The 22,329-nt window shown below is 71.9% G+C and carries 20 protein-coding genes; 7 read left to right on the top strand and 13 right to left on the bottom strand.

Annotated features, from left to right (window positions below; all coding sequences use genetic code 11):
* Nucleotides 1-5: 5 nt before the first annotated feature.
* Nucleotides 6-1,343, bottom strand: coding sequence for an ABC transporter substrate-binding protein (locus tag ACPPVX_RS09630; protein ID WP_426574680.1), 1,338 nt, complete (start codon nucleotides 1,341-1,343; stop codon nucleotides 6-8).
* Between the two features lie 307 nt (nucleotides 1,344-1,650).
* Between ACPPVX_RS09630 and ACPPVX_RS09625 the strand changes: the two genes are divergently transcribed.
* The gene (locus tag ACPPVX_RS09625) at nucleotides 1,651-2,052 is read left to right on the top strand and encodes a cyclic nucleotide-binding domain-containing protein (RefSeq protein ID WP_426574679.1); all 402 of its coding nucleotides are present in this window, start codon (nucleotides 1,651-1,653) and stop codon (nucleotides 2,050-2,052) included.
* Between the two features lie 76 nt (nucleotides 2,053-2,128).
* On the opposite strand, the gene ACPPVX_RS09620 is transcribed toward ACPPVX_RS09625, so the two are convergent.
* Entirely contained in the window at nucleotides 2,129-2,437 is a 309-nt protein-coding gene (locus ACPPVX_RS09620) for a hypothetical protein (RefSeq protein WP_426574678.1), read from the bottom strand.
* Between the two features lie 29 nt (nucleotides 2,438-2,466).
* Nucleotides 2,467-4,731 carry an MMPL family transporter gene (locus tag ACPPVX_RS09615; protein WP_426574677.1) on the bottom strand — a complete coding sequence of 755 codons (2,265 nt, stop codon included), beginning with the start codon at nucleotides 4,729-4,731 and terminating at the stop codon, nucleotides 2,467-2,469.
* Between the two features lie 97 nt (nucleotides 4,732-4,828).
* Between ACPPVX_RS09615 and ACPPVX_RS09610 the strand changes: the two genes are divergently transcribed.
* Together ACPPVX_RS09610 and ACPPVX_RS09605 are read left to right on the top strand one after the other, a co-directional pair.
* The gene (locus ACPPVX_RS09610; RefSeq protein WP_426574676.1) at nucleotides 4,829-5,509 is read left to right on the top strand and encodes a TetR family transcriptional regulator; all 681 of its coding nucleotides are present in this window, start codon (nucleotides 4,829-4,831) and stop codon (nucleotides 5,507-5,509) included.
* Nucleotides 5,510-5,570: 61 nt separating this feature from the next.
* The gene (locus ACPPVX_RS09605) at nucleotides 5,571-7,280 is read left to right on the top strand and encodes a carotenoid oxygenase family protein (RefSeq protein ID WP_426574675.1); all 1,710 of its coding nucleotides are present in this window, start codon (nucleotides 5,571-5,573) and stop codon (nucleotides 7,278-7,280) included.
* 94 nt (nucleotides 7,281-7,374) lie between these two features.
* Here the strand turns inward: ACPPVX_RS09605 and ACPPVX_RS09600 are convergent, their stop codons facing one another.
* From ACPPVX_RS09600 to ACPPVX_RS09575, 6 genes are all read right to left on the bottom strand, one after another.
* A complete protein-coding gene (locus ACPPVX_RS09600; protein ID WP_426574674.1) occupies nucleotides 7,375-8,841 on the bottom strand; it encodes a potassium/proton antiporter in 1,467 nt (488 codons plus the stop codon).
* 27 nt (nucleotides 8,842-8,868) lie between these two features.
* A complete protein-coding gene (locus ACPPVX_RS09595) occupies nucleotides 8,869-9,600 on the bottom strand; it encodes an ABC transporter ATP-binding protein (protein WP_426574673.1) in 732 nt (243 codons plus the stop codon).
* On the bottom strand, nucleotides 9,597-10,373 hold the full coding sequence (locus ACPPVX_RS09590) for an ABC transporter ATP-binding protein (protein ID WP_426574672.1): 777 nt from the start codon (nucleotides 10,371-10,373) through the stop codon (nucleotides 9,597-9,599). The genes ACPPVX_RS09595 and ACPPVX_RS09590 overlap by 4 nt, the downstream gene beginning before the upstream one ends.
* The gene (locus ACPPVX_RS09585; protein WP_426574671.1) at nucleotides 10,370-12,472 is read right to left on the bottom strand and encodes an ABC transporter permease; all 2,103 of its coding nucleotides are present in this window, start codon (nucleotides 12,470-12,472) and stop codon (nucleotides 10,370-10,372) included. The genes ACPPVX_RS09590 and ACPPVX_RS09585 overlap by 4 nt, the downstream gene beginning before the upstream one ends.
* On the bottom strand, nucleotides 12,376-13,695 hold the full coding sequence (locus tag ACPPVX_RS09580; RefSeq protein WP_426574670.1) for an ABC transporter substrate-binding protein: 1,320 nt from the start codon (nucleotides 13,693-13,695) through the stop codon (nucleotides 12,376-12,378). The genes ACPPVX_RS09585 and ACPPVX_RS09580 overlap by 97 nt, the downstream gene beginning before the upstream one ends.
* A 172-nt stretch (nucleotides 13,696-13,867) precedes the next feature.
* A complete protein-coding gene (locus ACPPVX_RS09575; RefSeq protein ID WP_426574669.1) occupies nucleotides 13,868-14,380 on the bottom strand; it encodes a MarR family winged helix-turn-helix transcriptional regulator in 513 nt (170 codons plus the stop codon).
* Between the two features lie 58 nt (nucleotides 14,381-14,438).
* Between ACPPVX_RS09575 and ACPPVX_RS09570 the strand changes: the two genes are divergently transcribed.
* Together ACPPVX_RS09570 and ACPPVX_RS09565 are read left to right on the top strand one after the other, a co-directional pair.
* Nucleotides 14,439-15,428, top strand: a complete 990-nt coding sequence (locus ACPPVX_RS09570) for an EamA family transporter (RefSeq protein WP_426574668.1) — start codon at nucleotides 14,439-14,441, stop codon at nucleotides 15,426-15,428.
* The gene (locus ACPPVX_RS09565) at nucleotides 15,335-15,799 is read left to right on the top strand and encodes a hypothetical protein (protein ID WP_426574667.1); all 465 of its coding nucleotides are present in this window, start codon (nucleotides 15,335-15,337) and stop codon (nucleotides 15,797-15,799) included. Before ACPPVX_RS09570 ends, ACPPVX_RS09565 begins: the two co-directional genes overlap by 94 nt.
* 12 nt (nucleotides 15,800-15,811) lie before the next feature.
* Here ACPPVX_RS09565 and ACPPVX_RS09560 read toward each other — a convergent pair whose 3' ends face one another.
* From ACPPVX_RS09560 to ACPPVX_RS09550, 3 genes are read right to left on the bottom strand one after another with little or no spacing between them, the layout of a single operon-like run.
* Entirely contained in the window at nucleotides 15,812-16,618 is an 807-nt protein-coding gene (locus tag ACPPVX_RS09560; RefSeq protein ID WP_426574666.1) for an acyl-CoA thioesterase, read from the bottom strand.
* A 24-nt stretch (nucleotides 16,619-16,642) separates the two neighbouring features.
* Nucleotides 16,643-17,017 carry a YchJ family protein gene (locus ACPPVX_RS09555; protein ID WP_426574665.1) on the bottom strand — a complete coding sequence of 125 codons (375 nt, stop codon included), beginning with the start codon at nucleotides 17,015-17,017 and terminating at the stop codon, nucleotides 16,643-16,645.
* Between the two features lie 24 nt (nucleotides 17,018-17,041).
* A complete protein-coding gene (locus ACPPVX_RS09550; RefSeq protein ID WP_426574664.1) occupies nucleotides 17,042-17,638 on the bottom strand; it encodes a TetR/AcrR family transcriptional regulator in 597 nt (198 codons plus the stop codon).
* Between the two features lie 85 nt (nucleotides 17,639-17,723).
* Here ACPPVX_RS09550 and ACPPVX_RS09545 point away from each other — a divergent pair, with 85 nt between their 5' ends.
* Complete coding sequence (locus ACPPVX_RS09545) at nucleotides 17,724-19,148, top strand: carotenoid oxygenase family protein (RefSeq protein ID WP_426574663.1); 1,425 nt, start codon at nucleotides 17,724-17,726, stop codon at nucleotides 19,146-19,148.
* Nucleotides 19,145-20,716 carry an AMP-binding protein gene (locus tag ACPPVX_RS09540; RefSeq protein ID WP_426574662.1) on the top strand — a complete coding sequence of 524 codons (1,572 nt, stop codon included), beginning with the start codon at nucleotides 19,145-19,147 and terminating at the stop codon, nucleotides 20,714-20,716. The genes ACPPVX_RS09545 and ACPPVX_RS09540 overlap by 4 nt, the downstream gene beginning before the upstream one ends.
* Before the next feature lie 59 nt (nucleotides 20,717-20,775).
* On the opposite strand, the gene ACPPVX_RS09535 is transcribed toward ACPPVX_RS09540, so the two are convergent.
* Nucleotides 20,776-22,308: an amidase gene (locus tag ACPPVX_RS09535; RefSeq protein ID WP_426574661.1), complete on the bottom strand. Its 1,533-nt coding sequence runs from the start codon at nucleotides 22,306-22,308 to the stop codon at nucleotides 20,776-20,778.
* Nucleotides 22,309-22,329 lie beyond the last annotated feature (21 nt).

Here is a 22,329-nt window from a genome sequence, read left to right as displayed (position 1 = left end):
CAGGCTCAGCTGAAGTTGGTCGGCGTCGGCTCGAAGTCGACCTTCTTGCCGCCCTTCCAGCACAGCCAGGGCTTCGCGGGGTCGTCGAAGGCGACGAACTTGGCGTCCTTCACCTTCACCAGGGCGGCGCAGTCGGTGGGCGACCGCTCGCTGTCGGGGGCGTCCTTCGTGTAGGTCGTGTGGCCGGTGGTCCAGTCGGTGGGCTCGGTGAGGCCGCCGGCGGTGTAGTCGGTGAACGAGTTGGTGGCGTCGGTGACCTTCTGCCGGTCGAACTTGGGGCCGGTGGCGAGGAGCCCGTCGAAGGCCAGCGAGGCGTTGAGCCAGCCGGTCATGGCCAGCTCGGTCGGGGTGCTGCCCTGCTTGTCCATCCAGGTCAGGAAGTCCTCCATGGCCGTCCCCTTGGCCGAGGCCTCGAAGGGCCGGAACCCGACGGCGACGTCGTCACCCTCGAACAGCTTCCCGGCCTGCGCCACGAAGTCGGGGTCGTAGGTGTTCTGGTGGAACAGCACCACGTCGTTCATCCCCTGGCGGTCGAGCTCCTGGGCCAGGGTCTTCATGCCGTTGAGGTCGATGCACGTGGCGATGAACTGCACGCCGGCCTTCTTCATGGCCGTGACCTCGGGACCGATGCCGTTGGGCAGGCCGAAGTCGAGGTGGTCGTTCGTGTACACGCCCTTGACCCCGGACTCCTTCTCGTAGACGTCGTAGGACTCGGCGATGGTGTTGGTGCACACCTTCGAGTTCTCGCTGGTGCCGTAGCCGATGGCGGCCGCCTTGGTGGCCCCGGCCTTCTCGGCCGCGTACGGGTAGATCGGTCGGGGGCAGCTGGCGCAGCGCTGGATCGTGCTCGGGAAGTTGTGGGTGCGGTTGGCCGAGTCGGCGCCGTTGATGCCCCAGACGTAGGTGGGGATCCCGGCCTTGTCGAGGTCGCCCCAGCCGCTGGCGAGCAGCGTGGCCTGGAAGTTGCCGAACGCGTCGTTGGCGGAGACCACGTCGAGCGACCGGGCCTGGTTCTGACCGAGCTCGTCGTCGATGACCTTGTTGATCTTGAGGTCGCGGCCGTAGATGCCGCCCTGGCTGTTGCGGAAGGCGAAGTACGCCTTGATGCCCTCGACGTAGCAGTCGAGGATGCACGTGCCGAGCGGGTTGCCCGTCTTGGTGGCGACCACGTCGTAGCTGATGGCGTCGTCGGTCACCCCGGGCACGCCGGAGAGGCTGACCTTCTCGTTGCGGTGGGCCTCACCGCCGCCGGTCGGGACCGTGGTCTTGGTCGATCCCGCGGTGGTCGAGGAGGTGCTGTCGGAGGTGGAGTTGCCGCAGGCGGCGAGGCCCAAGACGAGCACCGCTCCGATCGCAGCCGCGCGTACTGATCGTCGCAACACCAGACCCCCTGTGTCCGTCTCTGCGCCACTCCCCAAAAAGGTGACGCAAGTGTTCGATAACTCGCACAGTACCGCGGAGCCTCTTCGCGCGCTGGACAACGCCCCGAACCGAACCTCGGCACCGGCCGTTGGCGGGCGATCGACGCGCCGGCCGCACGGTCCCCGCGTGCTTGCCCGGTGCTTGCTCTCGCGAGCACGGATGCCCCCCATCTCTGTTCTGTATGATATGACCATTTCAATTCGCTTTGACAGATGGCACACTGGACGCATGTTCTTCCGCACGATCGATCCCATCGCCACCCGACTGGTCGATCTCGGCCTGTCCACCACCGCCGCGGCCCGCCTGTCCACCGGCGGCACCCTGCTCGACCTCCCGGCTGGCACCACGCTGTGCACCAAGGGCGAGCGCGGCCGCCAGGCCTTCCTCATCGTCGAGGGCGAGGCCACCGTGCTCACCGCCGACGGCACCATCACGCTCGGCCCGGGCGAGGTCGTCGGCGAGCTCGCCGCCCTCGACTCCAAGCGCCCCCGCAACGCCGACGTGGTCACCGCCACCGCCGCCACCGTCTTGGTGTTCGACCTCGGGACCTTCCGCCTGCTGGCGAGCTCCGACGACCTGAACCCCCTGCTCGCCCCGGTCCGCACCGCCCCGGTCCGCGCCGCCGCCTGACCGGCAGTGGTCGCCTGACCGGCAGTGGCCGGTCGGGAAGATCCCGATGCCGCTGGTGAACGGCGGGAACAGACCTTCAGCTGGCCGTCGCGGTGCCCGTGGTCTGGTTGCCCAGTTTCGGTGGTGAGGAGCCGGCCGTCGGCGAGCTGCCCGAGCCGTGGTTCGCGGTCCCGTCGACCGACGGCGGGAACGTCTCGACGACCTTGACGATCTGGGTGGCCTTGAAGCCGCCGACCGCCTGGCTGTCGAGCTCGACGATGCCCCACCCGGCGGGGTGGCCCGTTCGGTCCTGGTGGGGTCCTCGACCCCGCGAACCGCTGCTGGCCGTCGTCGGACTAGGGCAGGAACCGTTCGTTCCTCCGCCGATGGCCTTGGTCCACCCCACGCGCCGTGGGGTGGACCGGACCGGGAGGATCAGACGGGCTGGAGCTCCCGATCGCCGTCGGGCACGTCGTCGCCGCCGTCGCCCTCGAGGGTGAGGTCGGCTTCGAGCTCGTCGGCCGGGAGCCTGGACTCGCCCTCGATGTCGAGGTTGGGGACGATGCGGTCGAGCCACTTCGGGAACCACCAGTTGGCGTCGCCCAGGAGGCTCATGGTGGACGGCACGAGGACCATGCGGATCAAGGTGGCGTCGACGAAGATCGCCGTGGCCAGGCCGATGCCGACCATCTTGATGGTGGGGTCGTCGCCCAGCACGAAGCTGAGGAAGACCGAGATCATGATCAGCGCCGCCGAGGTGATGACCCGGGCGGTGGTGGCGATGCCGGTGGCCACCGACTCGGTGTTGTCGCCGTCCTTCAGGTACTCCTCGCGGACCCGGGACAGGAGGAAGACCTCGTAGTCCATCGACAGGCCGAAGAGGATGGCGAACATGAGCATCGGCACGAAGGCGACGATGGGCAGCGCCTCGTGCACGCCGAACAGCCCGGCGCCCCAGCCCCACTGGAAGATGGCGACGATCACGCCATAGGCGGCACCGATCGACAGCACGTTCATGATGGCGGCCTTGAGCGGCACGAGGATCGACCGGAACACGATCATCAGCAGCAGGAACGACACCAGGATCACGGCGCCGATGAAGAACGGCAGGCGGCTGGCGATCTTGTCGGACATGTCGATGAAGGTGGCGGTGTTGCCACCGACGTAGACGTGGGCGCCGGTGCCCTTGACCACGGGCGGCACGACGTCGTCGCGGAGCGTGTGGATGAGGGTCGAGGTCTTCTCGTCCTGCGGCGAGGTGGTCGGGATGACCTGGATCACGGCGGTGTCGCCGTTGGGGCTCAGCGTCGCCGGTGCCACCGCCGCGACCCCGTCGGTGGCGGCCAGCTGGGACGAGAGCTCGGGCAGGAACGTCTTGGCGTCGGCGCCGCCCAGCTCGACCGACAGGATCAGCGGACCGTTCGAGCCGGGACCGAAGCCCTCGGCGATGAGGTCGTACGACTGGCGGAGCGTGGAGGTGGTGGGCTTGTTGCCGTTGTCGGGCATGCCCAGGCGCAGCGACAGGAACGGCACGGCGAGCAGCAGCACCGCGGCCAGGCTCAGCACCAGGTAGCGCACCGAGTGCTTGGACACGTGGTGGCTCCAGCGGGCCCAGCCGTGGTAGTTGCCGTGCTCGTCGAGGGCGCCGGTCTCCACCTTGGGCTTCATGCCCGGGATGCCGAACCGGTCGACGTTGTGGCCGGCGAAGCCCATGAGGGCGGGCAGCAGCGTGACCGCAGCAGCGGCGGTGACCGCCACGACGATGGCGGCGCCGTAGCCCATCCAGCTGACCATGGGGATGCCGGCGACGGCCAGGCCGCAGATGGCGATGACCACGGTGAACGCCGCGATGATCACGGCCTGCCCGGCCGTGGCGATGGCCCGGCCGGCGGCGTCGGCGACGGTGAGGCCGCGGGCCAGCCCGGCGCGGTGTCGGGTGACGATGAACAGGGCGTAGTCGATGCCCACGCCGAGGCCGATCATCACCGCGATGGTCTCGGCCACCGTGGGGATCGACACGAACGACGAAACGAACAGCATCAGCGCCATGCCCGAGCCCAGGCCGAAGAGGGCGGTGCCGATGGAGAGGCCCATGGCGATGATCGAGCCGAAGGCGATGACCAGGATGACCATGGCGGCGAGCAGGCCCAGGCCCTCGGAGCCGGGGGCGGTGCGCTCGTTGGTGTTGGCCATGTCACCGCCGAAGGAGACGTCGAGGCCGGCCTTGGTGGCCGACGCGGTGGCGTCCTGGAGCTTCTCGTAGTTCGCCTTGCCGAGGTCGATCGCCGATTGGTCGTACTGGACCGTGCCCAGCCCGATGGTGCCGTCCTTCGAGACCACGCCGGAGGCGCCCTTGGCGGTGGCGGCGACCGGGTCGACCGACCCGACCACGTGGGGGAGGGCGTCGATCTTGGCGAAGGTGGCGGCAACGGCCGCGGCGTTGGCCGGGTCGGCGAGTGCGCCTTCGGGGGCGTGGAACACCACCTGGGCGCGGGCGCCGGCCTGGGCCGGGAAGGTGGCCTGGAGCACGTTGAGCGCCTGCTGCGACTCGACGCCGGGGATGTTGAACTCGTCGTGGAGCTCGCCGCCGGCGGCGCGGCCCGAGACGGTGAGGACGATCAGGGCCAGGACCCAGGAGACGAGGACGAGCCAGCGTCGCCGGACGGCGAATCGTCCGAGGCGGTAGAGGTACGTCGACATGGGAGCTCCTGGTCACGATGGTTGCGGGCGCTATCCTGACACTCAGTGCCAAATAGCGCAACGTGACAATCGGCACGATGCGCCGTAGGGTGAGCCCATGGGGAAGTCCGGCGTGATCGAGGCCGCTGCGGCGGAGGCGCGCGTCCAGCTCGACCCCGCGACCGACGCCGCCCCGGGCCTGCGCGAGCGCAAGAAGGCGATGACCAGGCTCGCCCTCGAGGACGCCGCGCTCGAGCTGTTCCAGGCGAAGGGCTTCGACCACACCACGGTCGACGAGATCGCCGAGGCGTGCAACGTCTCCCGCCGCACCTTCTTCCGCTACTTCGCGTCGAAGGAGGACATCTTCTCGGGGGACAAGGAGGCCCACCAGCACGAGATGTTCGACCTCATCGCCTCTCGTCCGGCCGACGAGCCCGCGCTCGAGTCGCTCCGTGCCACGCTCCTGGCGCTTGCCGCCGACCTCGAGTCCGACCGGGCTCGCATGCTCGCCAAGGTCCGCATCATCAACGAGACCCCGTCGCTGCGCTCCGCCGGGCTCGAGCACGAGCAGGACAGCATCGACCTCGTGGTCGACGCCTTGGCCCGCCGCTCCGAGACCCCCGTCGACGACGAGGCCCGCTTCCGGCTTCGCCTCGTCACCCAGGCCGCCATGGGCGCCCTGCGCGCCGCCATCGACCGCTGGGTCGCCACCGGCGCCAAGGAGAGCTTGGGCGAGGTCGCCATCGACGCCCTCGACGCCCTCGCCGCCGGCTTCGGCCGCGCCCCCGCCGAGGGCTGACCCTGGCCGGGCCGGTCGGGCTCGGGCGCGCCTGGTCGTCCTGGGTTTACAGTGTTCACCCATGCCCCTGCCCCGCAGCCTGTTCTCCCGAGACACCCCGCAGGACCACGACCTCGCCGTGCGCAGCGGGCACTGGCCCGAGGGGCTCCGCGGCGAGCTGGTGCTGAGCGCGCCGCACCCCGGCACCTTCGACGGGCCCCACCCGTTCTTCGGGGAGGGCATGACGTACCGGTTCTCGCTGGAGCCCGGCCGCCACGGCGCCGCCCCCGGCACGTTCGCCTGGCGGCAGGCCAAGATCGACTCCCCGTCGGCCCGGCTGCGAGCGGCGCGGCCCGACGTGTTCGAGGCCACCATGATCGGCGTCCACTCGCCGTTCGGGCACGTGAACGCGGCGAACACCGCGCCCCTCCCGTGGGGCGACCGGCTGTTCATGACCTGGGACGCCGGCCGACCGACCGAGGTCGACCCGCTGACCCTGCGGTACCTCGGCGAGGCCGGGCACCGGTCCGAGTGGCTCGACTTCGAGGTGGGCCCGCAGCCGCTGCTGCCGATGGTGATGAGCACCGCCCACCCCGTCATCGACCCCGACCGCAACGTCATGTGGACCGTCAACACCCACTGGGGCTCGCTCCACGTCGTGCGGTGGGACGGCGAGGGGCCGGTGCAGCGCTGGCCGATCACCGGTGGGCTGATCCCGCAATCGGTGCACACCATCAGCCAGACGCGCGAGTGGCTGATCGTGGCCGACTGCGCGTACAAGGTGGAGCCGCAGGTCCTGTCGGGCGGCGCCCGCACCGAGCCGGCCAACGGCTCGGGCCCGGTGTACCTCATCCGCAAGGCCGATCTGGAGGCCGCCGCGCCCGGCACCGAGGTGGGGTGCCTGGTGTTCGAGCTGGCCCCGGAGAACAACCACTACTACGCCACCTACGACGACGCCGACGGCATCGCCATCTTGTTCGAGCACACCGAGAGCGCCGACATCGCCATGACCCAGAAGGCCGGCGACATCGACGCGCTCGGCCGGCCGTGCGACCCCGCGCTGCGCGGCCTCTACGGGTTCCCGATGGCGCCCGACCGCACCACCTTCGTGGTGTTCGACCCCGACCAGGGCCGCATCGTCCACCAGGCCGAGCAGCGCGATCCCGAGCGCCTCTGGACCCGGCAGCTCAACGCCATGGACTGGAGCACCGAGGGCCGCACCCGGCCGACGCTGCACCACACCGTCCACCAGGGCTTCCGGCCCGAGGCCATCACCCAGGAGATGCTCGCCCTCTACGGCGACCGCGTCGACCGCACGCTGCTGCCCGACGGCGAGACCCTGCCCCGCGTGGTGAGCACGGCGATGCCCGACCTGGAGATCACCGGCGAGTGGCTGCTGGCCGCCGACGACTTCCCCACGTCGCCGATCTTCGTGCCGCGCGACGCCGGCGCCGACCCCGGTCGGAGCCGCTACGCCGGGTCCGACCCGGGGGGCCACGAGGGCTGGGTCGTGGTGCCGATCATGAACGACGACGGCTTCCGCGTGGAGGTGTACGACGCCGCCGACGTGGGGGCCGGACCCATCGCCACCGCGGCCAAGGCCGGCATGACCGTGCCGTTCGTCCTCCACTCGGCCTGGATGCCCCGGGCCGTGTCCACCGCCGCCGACGGCATCCGCCGCAACCGCTTCGCCGACGAGATGGACCGCGTGGGCGAGCTGCCCGACGACCTCGCCGCCGTCGCCCACCAGGTGGTCGACGACCTGGCCACCGGCGCCCCCCTCCCCGCCTGACCCCTTCCACCGCCCGCCTATCCCGGCGACCCGCCCCACGGGCTGGGCAGGACGGTGTGTGGGCGACAGGGTCCTGCACGGGCCGGGCGGGGGGTCAGGGGGTGCCGGCGGCCCAGGTGACGAGGTGCTTGGCGTGGGAGCGGTGGGAGGTGACCACGAGGAGCCGGTCGCCGGGGGCCAAGACGGTGGCGCCGGTGGGGACGACCACCTCGTCGGCGCGGAAGATGGCCGCGATGCGCGCCTTGTCGGGGAGGGGGACCGTGGCCAGGGCGTGGCCGATGACCGGGGAGCCCGGGTCGAGCTCCACCTCGACGAGGTCGCCCTGGACCCGGTCGAGGGGGACGACGTCGACCATCGCCTCCCACGGCGAGGGGTCGGCCTCGAGCCCCAGCCACCTCGCCAGCGGGGTGACGGTGAGCCCCTGGACGAGGGCCGACAGGAGCACGACGAAGAACACGATGTCGAAGATGAGGACGCCCTGCGGGTGCCCCACCGACAGCGGGAAGGTGGCCAGCACGATGGGGACGGCGCCGCGCAGGCCCGCCCACGCCGTGATGGTGGTCTCCTGCCAGGTGGTCCGGAACCACGGCAGGCACACGCCGACCGCGATCGGCCGGGCGACGAACACCAAGACGGCGGCGATGACCAGGCCCCGCCCGGCCAGCTCGGTCAGCTCGCTCGGGTTCACGAGCAGGCCGAGCAGCAGGAACAGGCCGATCTCGGCCACGGAGCCGAGGCTGTCGTGGAAGCTGCGGATGAGCCGTCGATGCCGGGGGACCCGCGCCCCGATGGTGAGGCCGGCCACGTACACGGCGAGGAAGCCAGAGGCGCCGATGGCGGCCGACGCGCCGTACGCCACGCCCGCCACGGCCAGGGCGAAGACCGGGTAGGCGCTGGCGTTGCCGAGGCGGGACCGGTTCAGCACCCAGGCGCCGGCGAAGGCGACGGCCAGGCCGATGGCCGCGCCGCCGCCGAGCTGCACGACGCCGAACTCGACCCAGTCGGCCGCCGTGGGCGACGCCCTCCACGCCTCGATCGCGCCGATGGTCAAGAGGATCGCCATCGGGTCGTTCAGCCCGGACTCGACCTGGAGGAGCTGGCGGACCCGCGACGGGAGCGGCGCGCCGCGCATGGCGGAGAACACCGCGGCCGCGTCGGTGGAGGCGATGACGGCGCCGATCATCAGCGAGGTCGACGCCGGCTGGTGCAGCACCAGGTGGGTGGCCAGCCCGGCGATGCCGGCGGTGATGGCCACCCCGACCGTCGCCAGCACCAGCCCCGGAGCGACCACCCTGCGGAACGCGGCGACCGGGGTCGACAGGCCGCCCTCGTAGAGGATCAGCACGAGTGCCGTGGTGGCGAACGACTGGATCAGCCGGAGGTCGTCGAACCCCACGTCGATCCAGTGGAGCCCGTCCGTGCCGAGCACCATCCCGAGGCCCAGGAACAGCAGCAGGCTCGGCGCTCGCAGCCGTTGGGCGAGCCCCGCGGTGAGCACCCCGATCGCCAGCAGGGCGCCGGCCACCAGGAGCAGCTGGTCGCCTGGCAGCTCGATGTGCATGGACAAGCTGTAGCAGCCGCAGGACGATCAGGCTCCGAGGTAGCCCGCTTCGATGAGGTCGGGGCGAGCCTGGAGCTCGGCGGCGGTGCCGGCGAAGGTCACGTGGCCCTGGCGCAGGAGGTAGGCGCGATCGGCGATCCCGAGCACCAGCGGGACGTGCTGCTCGACCACCAGGATCCCGGCGCCGGTCTCGGTGGCGATCGACCGCAGCACCGGCAGCAGCTGCTCCACGATGATCGGCGCGAGGCCGAGGCTCATCTCGTCGACCAGCAGCAGCCGGGGTCGGCCGATCACGGCGCGAGCGAGCGCCAGCATCTGCTGCTCGCCGCCCGAGAGCAGGCCGGCCTTGCGGTCGAGCACCGGCCCGAGCGCGGGGAACCAGGTGAGGATCTGGTCCATCGGCACCGCGCCGCCCTTGCGGGGCTTGCCGAGGCGCAGGTTCTCGGCGGCGGTCAGGTCGAAGAACAGGCCGCGGTCCTCGGGGACGTGGGCCACGCCGCGCCGGGCGAGCCGCCAGACGTTGGCCACGGTCACCCGACGGTGCTCGTGCGTGGCCTCGTCGAGCACCTCGATCGTGCCGTCGAGCTTGGGCACCAGACCGGAGATGGCCAGGAGGGTGGTGGTCTTGCCGGCGCCGTTGGCCCCGAGCAGCGCCACCACCTCGCCGTGGCCGACCGTGAGCTCGATGCCGTGGATCACGGCGATGCCGTCGTAGCCGGCGGTGAGGCCGTCGACGAGCAGGACGGGCTGGTCGGTCACGCCGAGCCCTCCTCGGCGGCCGGCCCGGCGGTGGTCGAGGTACCGAGGTAGGCGGCGATCACGGTGGGGTCGTTGCGCACCTCGGTGGGGGTGCCCCCGGCGACGAGGCGCCCGAAGTCGAGGACGTGGACCTGGTCGCAGACGTTCATGATCAGCGACATGTCGTGGTCGACGACCAGGACCGTGGTGCCGACCGCCGGCAGGCGCCGCAGCAGGTCGGCCAGCGCCGCGGTCTCGCCAGGGTCGAGGCCGGCGGCGGGCTCGTCGAGCAGGACGAGCTGGGGTGACGAGACCAGGGCGCGGGCGAGGGCGACGACGTGGCGGGTGCCGTTCGACAGCTCGGTGGGGAGCCGGTCGGCGACGGGCAGCAGGTCGAGCAGCTCGAGGGTGCGGTGGGTGTCGGTGCCGTCGTGCGAGCGGGGCCAGAAGGCGTCGGCGATGGTGGACCAGAACGTGGGCGTGTGGGCGGCGACGAGCAGGTTGTCCCGGACCGAGAGGTCGTCGAACAGCTCGAGCGACTGGAAGGTGCGGACCAGCCCGGCGCGGGAGCGCTCGTGGGGCGCGTCGCGGGTGATGTCGCGGCCGGCGAAGGTGACCTTGCCGCGGTGCGGCGCGGTGAAGCCCGTGAGCGCGTCGATGAACGTGGTCTTGCCGGCGCCGTTGGGGCCGATCAGCCCGACGATCTGGCCGGTCTCGACCGCCAGGGTGACCCCGTCGAGCGCGACGAGGCCACCGTGGCGCACCGTGAGGTCGTCGACGGCCAGGACGCTCACGCCGGCACCGCCTCGGTGGCCGAGGGGGCATCGGGCGCGGGCGGGCGCTGGAGGCGGGCCACGCCCTTGCGGGCGAGGCCCGTGATGCCCTCGGGGGCGGTGATGGCGGTGACGATGAGGGCCAGCCCGCTCACCGCGAACACGTAGGTGTTGGCGTTGCCGCCCGTGAGGCGGTTCATGAACGCGGTGTAGATGCCCGCCTGGGCCAGCGCGCCGGCGAGCAGCGCGCCGCCCGTGCTGGAGACGCCCGCCAGGTAGGTGAGCGCCACGGCCACCAGCGAGCCGATGACCAGGAACGAGGTGGGCGACAGCGTGGTGACCGAGAACGCCATGAGCACGCCGCACAGCCCGGCCAGGAAGGAGGAGAAGGCGAACGCTCCGAGCTTGGCCCGGGTGACGTCGATGCCCGCGGCAGCTGCGGCTCGCTCGTTGGCGCGCACCGCCAGCCAGCGCAGGCCGGTGCGGTTGCGGCGGAGGTTGATGACGCCGAGGCTCGCCAGGGTCAGCACCGCGAGGCAGACGAACCCGAAGGCCGGGCGGAAGTTGGCGGTGCCGGTGGCCCCGATGCCGAGGTCGATCCCGAAGAGGTAGGGCCGTGGCGCCGACGAACCGGCGCTGCCGTGCGACAGCGGGGGGCTGGCCAGGACCAGGCCCTCGATCGCCACCGCCATCGCCAGGGTGGCGATCGCCAGGCTCATGCCCCGGACCCGTGTCGCCGGGTAGCCGACGATCACGCCGATCACGGTGGCGAGCAGGGCGGCCAGGACGAGGGCGATGGGGAACGGCACGTGGTGCTCGGTCAGGCGGATCGATGCGAACCCGGCGACCCCCGCGAACGCCAGCTGCGCCAGCGAGATCTGGCCGCTGAACCCGGTGAGCACCACGACCGACAGCGTCAGCAGGGCGAACACCATCGACACGATCAGCGCCTGGCGGTACCCCGAGCCGAGCGTGGTGAGCCCGACCGACACCAGGCCGACCAGCACGACCGTCCACGCAGTGACGTGGCGCGGCTCGGGCGACGGCGGGAGGCGGCGGCCGGCGATGGCGGCCCGGTCGGGCAGGGCGTCGCCCCGCCAGATCAGCACGCCGATGATGATCACGACCGGGACCATCTGCTGCAGGCCGGTGGTGGGGATCCAGCTCGGGATCCAGTTGGTGTCGGGCCGCACCGACCAGCCCAGGATCAGCGACTGGACCATGCCGATGGCGAGGCCGGCGGCGGTGGTGACGGCGAACGACTCCAGGCCGCCCAGCAGCGCCGCCGCCAGGGCCGGGATGACCAGCAGCGTGGTGGTGGTGGCGCTCAGCCCGGCGATGGGCTCGATGAGGATCACGGCCATGCCGGCGAGCACCGACGCCACCGCCCAGCACACCGACGCCAGCCGGTCGGGAGAGATCCCGAGCAGCAGGGCGCCCTTCTCGTTGCCGGCCGCGGCTCGGGTGGCGAGGCCGAACCGGGTGAGGCGGAACACGGCCCCGAGCACGACGGCGACGGCGATGACCAGGCCGGTCAGCAGCAGCCGGTTCTGGGTGACCGACGTGCCGAACAGCCGCACCGGGTCCTCGCCCAGCACCGGCCGGTGGGTGACGACCGACGCGCCGCTCACCGGGAACCGCAGCCGCACGATCTCCTGGATGTAGAGCAGCAGCCCGAGCGACGCCACCACGCGGGCCAGTGCGGGGGCTTGGCGCAAGGGGCGGAACACGAGCAGGTAGACGACCAGCCCCAGCACGACGGCGACGATCAGGGCGAACGCCAGCGCGCTGGCCAGGGTGGGCCGGGCCAGGAGGTGCACCCGGTCGGGCAGGCCGATGATGGGGATGACCCAGTCGCCGGTCTCGCGGAACTCGAAGAACGCGAACGCCACGTACATGCCCATCGCGGCGTGGGCGAAGTTGACGACGCCCGACGACCGGTGCGTGAGCACCAGGCCGAGCGCCAGCGAGGCCACGACCGCGCCGCCGCCGAGGCCCGACAGCAGGTACCCCAGGTAGGTGCTCAGGAGCTCGCCGCGATCTTGCCGACGTCGATCCAGTCGCCCAGCTGCTTCAGGGTGCCGTCGTGCATCTGGGCGAGGATCTGCTGAGGCGAGCACATCGCGGGGAGGTCGGGGAACTGCTCGCCGTCGCAGGTGTAGTCGTGGCCGCTGAAGCTCGGTGCGCCGGTCTGCGCCTTGAGCTCGGCCGTGATGGCCGCCGGGGTGATGGCGCCGTCGAGCTGGCTCATGATGGAGAACAGGTTCATGAGCGAGCGGAACGACACGGTGCCGGCGCCGACCGGGTCGAGGCCCTTGCCGTACTTCTCGATGATGGCGCTGTAGAGCACGAAGTCGGGGTTGGGCGGGTGCTGGCCGACCGGGCCCTCCACGTTGAAGATGGCCCCGTTGGTCTTGGCCGGTCCGGCCTCGTCGACGATCGACGGCGAGGCGCACGCGCCCACGTAGAACGGGGTGGCCGTGATCCCGAGCGAGGACACCCCGTCGAAGCCGGCCTTGCACCCGGTGTCGGCGGCGAGGACGAACAGGGCGTCGGGCTTGGTGGCCGCCGCCGCGTTGAGCGCCGAGCTGATGTCGGTCGCCAGGATCGGGTACGGGACCAGCTGCACCTTCACGCCGGAGCGCTCCAGCACCTGCTGACCCACCTTGGCGCTGTCGGTGATGGACCCGAACTCGCCGTAGACGATGGACACCTTCTTGGCGTGCAGCACGTGCGCCGCGTACCAGGAGAAGGCCACGGTGGCGCCCCACGTGCCGCCGCTCCACTGGAACGAGTTGGCGTCGGTGACCGACTGGGTGCTGACGGGGATGCCCCCGATGTAGGGGATGCCGTTCTGCTCGAGCGTGTCGATGGCGTTCCCGAAGACGTCGATGCCGCCGAGCACCGCGGGCACCTTGGCCTCGACGTACTTCTGGCCGCACGACGTGGACCCCTCGGCGGAGAACTCGGTGTTGCAGAGGTCGACGTGGATGGGTCGGCCGTTCACGCCACCCAGCTCCTGGTTGATGAACTCGACCCCGGCCTGGACCGCCTGGCTGAGCTCGGGGTACGAGCCGGCGGCGGTGTTCTCCTGGTTGATCATCCCGAGCTCGATGGGTGCGCCGGTGGCCTTGGTGGGCGCGTCGGGCACGTACGGGCCGATCGTGGACCGGCGGGCGCAGGCCAGCAGCGCCTTCCCGTCGCAGGTCTGGACGGCATCGCTGGTGGTCTTGCTCAGCCCCCCGGCGGCCTTGGGCTCCGGCTCGCTGCACGCCGTGAGCAGCGATGCGGTCAGCAGTGCGGCCGTGGCCAGGCCCGTGGCCCAGATTCCCGTGCGCCTCACGTGGCCCCCAACGCTCCGTGCTCGATGTGTGATCCCCGGGCCCCTGACCCGCTCGTGCGCCGAGATGGTAGGGGGTGAACACTGTTTAGCGCAGTGGGAGCGGCCGCACCGCTGGTGGGTGGTCCGCGCCGTCGGGTGCCTGGGCGCCACGGTCCGGCACGGACCGGGGCGGTCAGGGCGTGGCGGGGGTGTCGTCGAGGGAGAGGAGGACGGTGCGCAGGAGGGCGGCCAGCTGGTCCCGCTGCTTGGGGGACAGGGCGCGGAGGAGGTCTCGCTCGGTGGCCAGGTGCGAGGTCGACACCTCGTCGACCTTGGCGCGGCCCGCGTCGGTGAGGGCGACGATGACGGTTCGGCGGTCGGATCCCTGGCGGCGCTCGACGTAGCCGAGGTCGGTCAGGCGGTCGATGCGGTTGGTCATGGCGCCGGTAGTGACCATCGTCTGGGCGACGAGCTCGCCGGCGGTGAGCTCGTAGGGGGCGCCGCCGCGGCGGAGGGTGGCCAGCACGTCGTACATCCAGTCCTGGAGACCGTGCTCGCCGAAGTTCGCGCCGAGCCGCCGGTCGATGAGGCGGGAGAGCCGCGACACCCGCCCGACCACCTCGATGGGAGCTACGTCGAGGCGGGGGCGGACCTCGCCCCACTGCTGGACGATCCGGTCGACGGCGTCGGGATGCGAACGGGCCACGGGTGGATCGTAGCGCGACCCCCTTGATCCTAAGTATCTTTACATTAAGATACTGACCATGAAGGCAGAGGCACGAGACCCGAGGCTCACCGCGCTGGCCACCCTCCTGGCGCCCATCTCGTGGGGGACCACCTACGTGGTGGTCACCCAGCTGCTGCCGGCGGGCCGGCCCCTGCTCGTGGCGGCCCTGCGGGTGGCGCCCGCGGGGCTCCTGCTGCTGGTGCTGGGGCGGCTCACCTCGACGTGGCGGCCCCGCGGCCGCGAGTGGGGGCACACCGCCACGCTCGCCCTGTGCAACTTCGGGCTGTTCTTCCCGCTGCTCATCGGGGCGGTGTACCGGCTGCCGGGAGGGGTCGCCGCGGCCGCGGGCGGCATCCAGCCGATCCTGGTCACCGCCTTCTCGTGGGTGGTGGCCCGGCGCTCGCCGCGGCGCCACGAGCTGGCCGTGGGCGCGGTGGCCGCCGTCGGCGTCGCCCTGGTCGTGGTGAGGCCTGGCGCCGGGCTCGACCCGGTCGGCGTGGCGCTGGCGCTGGCCGCCAACGTGTCGTTCGCGAGCGGCGTGGTGCTGACCAGGCGCTTCCCCGCGCCGCCCAACCGGGTGGCCGCCACCGGGTGGCAGCTGGCGATGGCCGGCGCCGTGCTGCTCCCGGTGGCGCTCGTGGTGGAGGGCCCGCCGCCGCACGTGCCGGGCTCGGGCGTGGGTGGCTTCGCCTACCTGAGCATCGTCGCCACCGGGGTGGCGTTCCTGCTGTGGTTCGACGGCATCCGCAAGCTGCCGGCGCCCGCCCCACCGTTGCTCGGCCTGGCCGCTCCGGTCACGGGCGCGCTGCTCGGCTGGGTGGTGCTGCACGAGTCGTTGTCGCCCGTGCAGCTGGTCGGGTTCGCCATCACGGTGGCGGCCATCGCCCGCGGCGCCACCCTGCCCGAGGCCGAGCGGCCGGTACGGTGCGAGCCATGGCCCGTTCCAGCAGCCTCAGCGAGATCGGCGACGCCGACGGGTGGCGGTGCTGGCTCTGCGACGAGCCCGTCGATCCCGACATGTCCGTGAACGACCCCCGCGGGCCCAGCCTCGACACCCGCACCACGAAGGCCAAGGCCAAGGCCAAGGCGAAGTCGTCGGGCCCGCCGGCCGAGCGGCTGGCGCACCGAGGGTGCAACACCGGCAAGGGCGCCACCTCGCCGGTGGTCCCGTGGCCCGACCACCTCTTCGTGGTCGATCCGGCGCCGATCATCGCCAGCGTCGAGCGCCTCGACCGGAAGGGCGGCCGCGAGCTCATGGCGCGGTGCCCCACGCGCGGCGATGCCGAGGACGCCGCCGCCTGGCTGGTGGACCGCGTGTCGCGGCTCGAGCCGAGCCTTGCGGTCACCGGTGAGGTCGAGCAGGGCGGCGGCCAGTTCGTGGTGGTCCTGCGCGCCTAGGAGCAGACGGGCTCAGCGGTACCAGGCCAGCTGCTCGGTGGTGGCGAGCAGGACGCCGCCGCGGCTCCAGATGCGGGCCTGCTGGCCCGACGTGGACTCGGCGCCGCGTGTGCCGACGGCGTCGACCAGCACGTGGTCGTCGCCGACCGCGTCGAGCTCCGCCACGGTGGCGTGGAAGTACACGGACAGGGTGACCGAGGCCGACGGCCTGGGGCCTGCGCCCCAGTAGAACGAGCGCGGCGGGTACTGGTCGGCGAGGTAGGCGAGCAGCAGGTGGTCGACCGGCCGCCCCGACAGCTCGCGCAGCCAGTGCCGCGACGTGGTGTCGGCCTGGGCCTCCGGGGGGAACCCGGAGATCGGCCGCAGCACCGTGCGCTGGCCCTGCGGGCCCGGGGCCCGGTACTCGTCGAGCCCGTCGGGTTCGGGCACGGCGGGCACGGCCGGCTCGACGTGGCCATCGGTGGCGCGGCGGTTGGCCAGCACGACGGTGGCGGTGGTGAGCATCCGGTCGTCGTCGAGCGAGTGGATGTCGGCGCGCCAGTGGGCGAGGGACCGGCCCCCGCCGAGGTGCTGCACGTGGAGGCGCACGTCGTGGCCGGGGGTCACCCGCTCGATGAAGTTGATGGTGAGCGCGGCGGGGGTGGTCGGGTCGAGGGGCTCCCCCTCGGCCTCGGCGGCGCACTGCACCGCGTGGAGCGAGACCGCGCTGCTCCAGCCGCCGAACATGGCGCTGATCGACTCCTGATGGGGGTCGGCGAACGCGAACCAGGTGCCGGGCTCGCCGGGTTGCAGCGAGATGGACTCGTCGAACGGGGACACGGCGTCCGACCGTACCGGCGGCCGTCAGCCGATGCGGCCGACGTAGACCCACGCGCCGTCGACGCGGGAGAACGTGCTCACCTCGTGCAGCGCGTGGTCGCCCTCGTCATCGGTGTGGTGGGCGTGGAACTCCACCGTGCCCTCCTGGTCGAGCATGCCGCCCTTGGTGGTGGCCACCACGTCGAGCCCGGTCCAGGTGCGCGACGGATCGTCGTGGATCCGTCGGGGCCGGGTGTCGGGGTGCCAGGAGCGGGCGAGGTACGCCACGTCGCGCCGGGCGAACGCGCTGTAGCGCGAGCGCATCAGCTGCTCGGCGGTGACCGCCGGCGCCTCGCCGCGGTGGATCCGACCGCAGCACGCGTCGTACGGCGCGGGCAGCCCGCACGGGCATGCGCTCATGGCCGGGCGCTCACGGCCGGGCGGTCACGGGCGGTAGCCGGCGAGGATGCGGTCGGTGACCTCGTCGATCATGGCGTCCTCGAGCTCGCGGGGGAGCTCGAAGCCCAGCTGGAGCACCGACGCGACGCCGTGGGCGCCCGACCAGAGGGTGAGGGCCACGAGCAGCGGGTCGTCGGAGGCGATGGCCCCGGACCGCACGGCCTCCTCGACGGCACCCGCCGCCGCCGTGAACGCCTTGGTGGCTCCGGGGAGCTGGACGTCGGCGGGGACGGCGGCCGGGGTCAGGTCGGGTGGGAAGAGGAACATCACCCGGAACAGCTCGGGGTTCTCCCGGGCGTGGGTGACGTAGGCGCGGCCGTGGGCCTTGATGCGGGCGACCGGGTCGTCGTCGGTGACGGCGTCGAAGCGGGCGACGAGGCGCTCGAACTCCTCCTCGGCGAGGGCCCGCAGCAGGTCCTGCTTGTCGCGGACGTGGGCGTAGAGCGCGGGTGCGGTGACGCCGAGCCGTGCCGCCAGGCGCCGCAGCGACAGCGACTCCAGGCCCCCGGTGACGATCAGCTCGCGGGCCGCGTCGACGATGGCGTCGCGCTGGAGCGGAGGTCGTTCTGCTGCGGTGGCCACGGCGGAACTGTACCGGTGGAGCGACGGCGCCCCGCTCCGCGGTGAACACCGTTCACCCGAGAGGGATCCTTGGTACCGTGCCGCCATGACCGTCATCCCCGATGCTGCTGATGCCTTCGCGAGCGTCACCAACCCGTGGCTCCAGGGCGCCTTCGCCCCTGTGTTCGACGAGCGCGACGACCACGACCTCGAGGTCACCGGGCACCTGCCCGGAGGCCTGCGCGGGAGCTTCCTGCGCAACGGTCCCAACGCCCTGTTCCCGCCGCTCGGCGGGTACCACCTGTTCGATGGCGACGGCATGATCCACGGCCTCACGTTCGACGGCGACGGCGGCGCGTCGTACGCCAACCGCTGGATCCGCTCCGCCGGTCTCGAGGCCGAGATCGCCGCGGGCGGTGCGCTGTTCGGCGGGCTCACCGACTTCCGCCTGCCCCCCGACGACGTGTTCGCCACCGTCGGGCCGATGAAGAACACCGCCAACACCCACGTGGTCCGCCACGCCGGGAGGATCCTGGCGCTCATGGAAGCGGCGCCGCCCACCGAGCTCACCGCCGACCTGGCCACGGTCGGCGAACACCGCTTCGGCGGCGCGCTGCAGGGGCCCATGACCGCGCACCCCAAGGTCGATCCGCGCACGGGCGAGATGGTCTTCTTCGGCACCTCACCGTTCCCGCCGCACCTTCGCATCCACGGCGCGTCGGCCGACGGCACGCTCACCTGGACCACCGAGGTCGACCTGCCGGGGTCGGTGATGATGCACGACTTCGTGATCACCGAGACCCGCGTCGTCGTGTTCGACCTGCCGGCCGTGCTCGACGTCGACGCCATGCTCACCGGGGGCACCGGCATCTACTGGGCGCCCGAGCGCGGCGCGCGCATCGGCGTGCTCGAGCGCGGCGCACCCGGCAGCACCATCCGCTGGATCGAGGTCGATCCGTTCTGGGTGTTCCACTTCATGAACGCGTTCGACGACGGCGATGCCATCGAGGTGGTCGGTTGCCGGTCCACCCAGCTGAACACGAGCTTCGACGGCAGCGAGGTGGACGCCGACGTGCGCCCGATGCTGTACCGCTGGCGCATCGACCCGGTGGCCGGCACGTTCACCGAGCACCAGCTCGACGACCGCCCCACCGACTTCCCCCGCATCAACGACCAGCGCGCCGGGCGCACCAACCGCTACGGCTACTCGGGCCACAGCACCGGGTGGGCCGACGACGAGCCGCCGTTCGACGGGGTCATCAAGCACGACTTCAGCTCAGGCACCACCGCCACCCACCTCTACGGTCCCGACACCGTGTGCGGGGAAGCGGTCTTCACGCCCGACCCGGCCGGCGCCGAGCGCGCCGACGGCGGCGACGAGGACCGCGGCTGGCTGCTCAACTTCGTGCACGACCTGAGCACCGACCGCAGCTCGGTGGTGGTCCTCGACGCCGCCACCCTGGAGGAGGCGGCCCGGGTGCACCTGCCCCGCCGGGTCCCGTTCGGGTTCCACGGTAGCTTCCTGGCATGACGGCACTCCTCGCTGACATCGTGGCCAAGCGGGCCGACGAGCCGGCGGTGATCGATGAGCGGGGCACCACCACCTGGGCCCAGCTCGACCGGCGTGCCACCCGTCTGGTGCACGCGCTCCAGGACCGTGGCCTCCGCTCCGGCGACACCGTCGTGGCCATGGTGGGGAACCAGGTCGAGATGATCGAGCTCACCATCGCCTGCGCCCACGGTGGCTGGATCATGGTGCCGCTCAACTGGCACTGGGTGCCCCGCGAGGTGGCCTACGTGCTCGACGACGCCGAGGCCGCGGCGGTGATCGTCGATGCCCGTTGGGCCGAGGTGATGACCCATGCGCTGGTCGACGCCGACACCCCGTTCCTCAAGTCGCGCCTGCTGGTGGGCGACGACGTGCTGCCGTCGGGGTTCGAGCGGTACGAGGACGCCCTCCGCTCGGCGAGCACCGCCGAGCTCATCGACCCGCAGCGCGGCGGGCCGATGTTCTACACGTCGGGCACCACCGGATGGCCCAAGGGGGTGCGGTCGTCGCTCAGCGCCGTGGGCGGCCCGCCCGAGGTGCTGCTCCTGATCGCCCACACCATGGCGCCCATCATCGGCGTGACCCCGGGCGACCCCACCGTCCAGCTGGTGTGCGGTCCGCTCTACCACTCCGCCCAGTGGGCGTTCGGCCTGTTCGCGCTGTGCTGCGGAGCCACCGTGGTGCTGCAGCACCGCTTCGACGCGTCGGGGATCCTCGAGCTGATCGACGAGCACCAGGTGACCAACGTGCACCTCGTGCCCACGCAGATGATCCGCCTCCTCGAGCTGCCCGACGAGCAGCGCGAGGCGTTCGACGGGTCGTCGCTCCGCCAGATCATCCACGGCGCCGCACCCTGCTCGCCCTCGGTCAAGCGCCGCATGATCGAGTGGGTCGGACCCATCGTGACGGAGTACTACGGCGGCACCGAGGGAGGGTTCCTCGCCTTGATCCACGCCGCCGACTGGCTGGCCAAGCCGGGCAGCGTCGGCAAGCCGCTCACCATCATCGAGATCCTCGTCATCGGCGACGACGGGCAGCTGCTCGGGCCCAACGAGACCGGCGACATCTGGTTCCGCAACCTGCTCGGCTCCGACTTCGAGTACCACAAGGCACCGGAGAAGACGTCGTCGGCGCACCGCAGCGGCGGCTTGGGGACGCTCGGCGACGTGGGCTACCTCGACGACGACGGCTACCTGTTCCTGAGCGACCGCAAGATCGACATGATCGTGTCGGGCGGCGTCAACATCTACCCGGCCGAGATCGAGGGCGTGCTGGGCGACCACCGCGCCGTCGCCGACGCCGCGGTGTTCGGCGTGCCCGACCGCGAGATGGGCGAGGCCGTCCACGCCGCGGTGGTGCTGCGCCACGGCCACGTGTGGTCCGAGCAGCTCCAGGACGACCTCGACGGCTTCTGCCGCGACAACCTGGCGGGCTACAAGGTCCCGCGCACGTTCGAGGTGCACGGTGAGCTCCCCCGCAGCGAGGCGGGGAAGCTCACCAAGCGCACCCTGCGCGATCCGTGGTGGGCCGACCAGCACCGCCAGATCTAGCGATCACAGGTCAAGCGCCCGCCGTCGCGGTGGGTCGGTGACCCGAGATCGATCGGGTGTCAGGCGGGGACGGTGGCGGCGCTGACCGGAGGGGCCACCATCGGCCACGGGCGCTCGCGCTCGACGGCGAGGGCGACGTCGAACAGCAGCTCGTCCTGGTGGTGCTTGCCCAGCACCTGCATGCCGACGGGCAGGCCGTCGACGGTGCCGGCCGGGATCGACACGGCGGGGTTGCCGTACACGTTGGAGATGATGGTGAGCCCGCCCATGGTGACCATGTCGGGGAACTTCGCCGACGCGTAGTCGAGGATGATGTTGGGCAGCTTGGGGGCGAACGCCGACGCCACGCGGGTGGCGAACAGGGCGCCGCGGCCGGCGTACTTGGCCGCCTTGCTGGCCTGCACCAGGTCGAGCAGGTCGGACTCGGAGTTGCTGGTGGTCGCGGTGGCGGCGAACGCCGGGCCCGGGTTGGTGGCGGCGATGATGAAGTCGACGTCGTCGAACGCGGCGGCCATCTCCTTCTGGGCCAGCACGCGGAGCTTCTCGGCCACGGCCGCGGTGTGGAGGTTGTACATGGCCTGGGCGAGGTACAGGCCGGTGGCGACCTCGTCGGTGAGGTCGTCGGCGCACGCCGGCCACTTGGGGCCGAGCTCGGCGAGCAGGGTCGAGAGGTTGCCCATCATCCACTGGGCGGCGAGGTTCGGCGGGTTGACGGGCCGGTCCACCAGGATCATGCCGGTGTCGGCGATGAGCTCCTCGGCCGAGGCCCGCAGCGCCGCTTCGACGCCGGGCTCGAGGTTCACGCCACCGATGCCCGGGACGATGGTGACCTTGCGGCCCTTGAGGTCTTGCGTGCCGAGGCCCTTCTCGTAGCTGCCGGCAGCGGGCAGGGAGGTGGGGTCCCAGGTGTCGGTGCCGCCGCAGACGTCGAAGTAGCGGGCGGAGTCTCGGACGGAGCGGGACACGTTGCCGAGCACCACGGTGTTGGGGCGGGCGTAGGCGTCGGGGCCGCGGCTGATGCGGCCGAAGGTGCCCTTGAAGCCGAGGAGGCCGACGTAGCCGGCGGGGATCCGCAGCGAGCCGCCCCCGTCGCCGCCGCACGCCAGCGACACGTGCCCGCCGGACACGGCCGCGGCCGAGCCGCCCGAGGAGCCGCCGACCGTGCGGTCGTACTGCCACGGGTTGTGGGCCACGCCGTTGAGCTTGGTGATGCTGACGTTGAGGCCGCCGAACTCGCTGGAGGTGGTGAGGCCCACGGGCACGACGCCGCCCCGTTCGAACAGGCGCTGCATGTGGTGGCTGGTCTCGGTGGCGACGCGGTCCTTGAACACGAGCGAGCCGCCGGTGTCGGGCCAGCCCTCGACGCCCTCGAGCTCCTTGACCCCGGTGGGCACGCCGCCGAAGGGCAACGACAGGTCGGCGTCCCTGGCCGCGGCGCGGGCCCGCTCGGGGTCGAGGTGCGACCAGCAGTTGAGGTTGGAGGCCTCGATGGTGGCCAAGGTGGCGTCGAGCTCCTCGAGCGGCGTGCGGTCGCCCGCCCGGAACGCATCCACCAACGAACTTGCATCCTGCTGCCACGGGGTATCGGTCATGGCCCCATCATCCCGCGATCC

It is taken from the genome of Aquihabitans sp. McL0605 (genome assembly GCF_049993875.1).
Taxonomy (GTDB): domain Bacteria; phylum Actinomycetota; class Acidimicrobiia; order Acidimicrobiales; family Iamiaceae; genus Aquihabitans.
The sequence above is the reverse complement of the archived record's forward strand: the minus strand, read 5'-3'. Positions and strand labels throughout refer to the sequence as shown.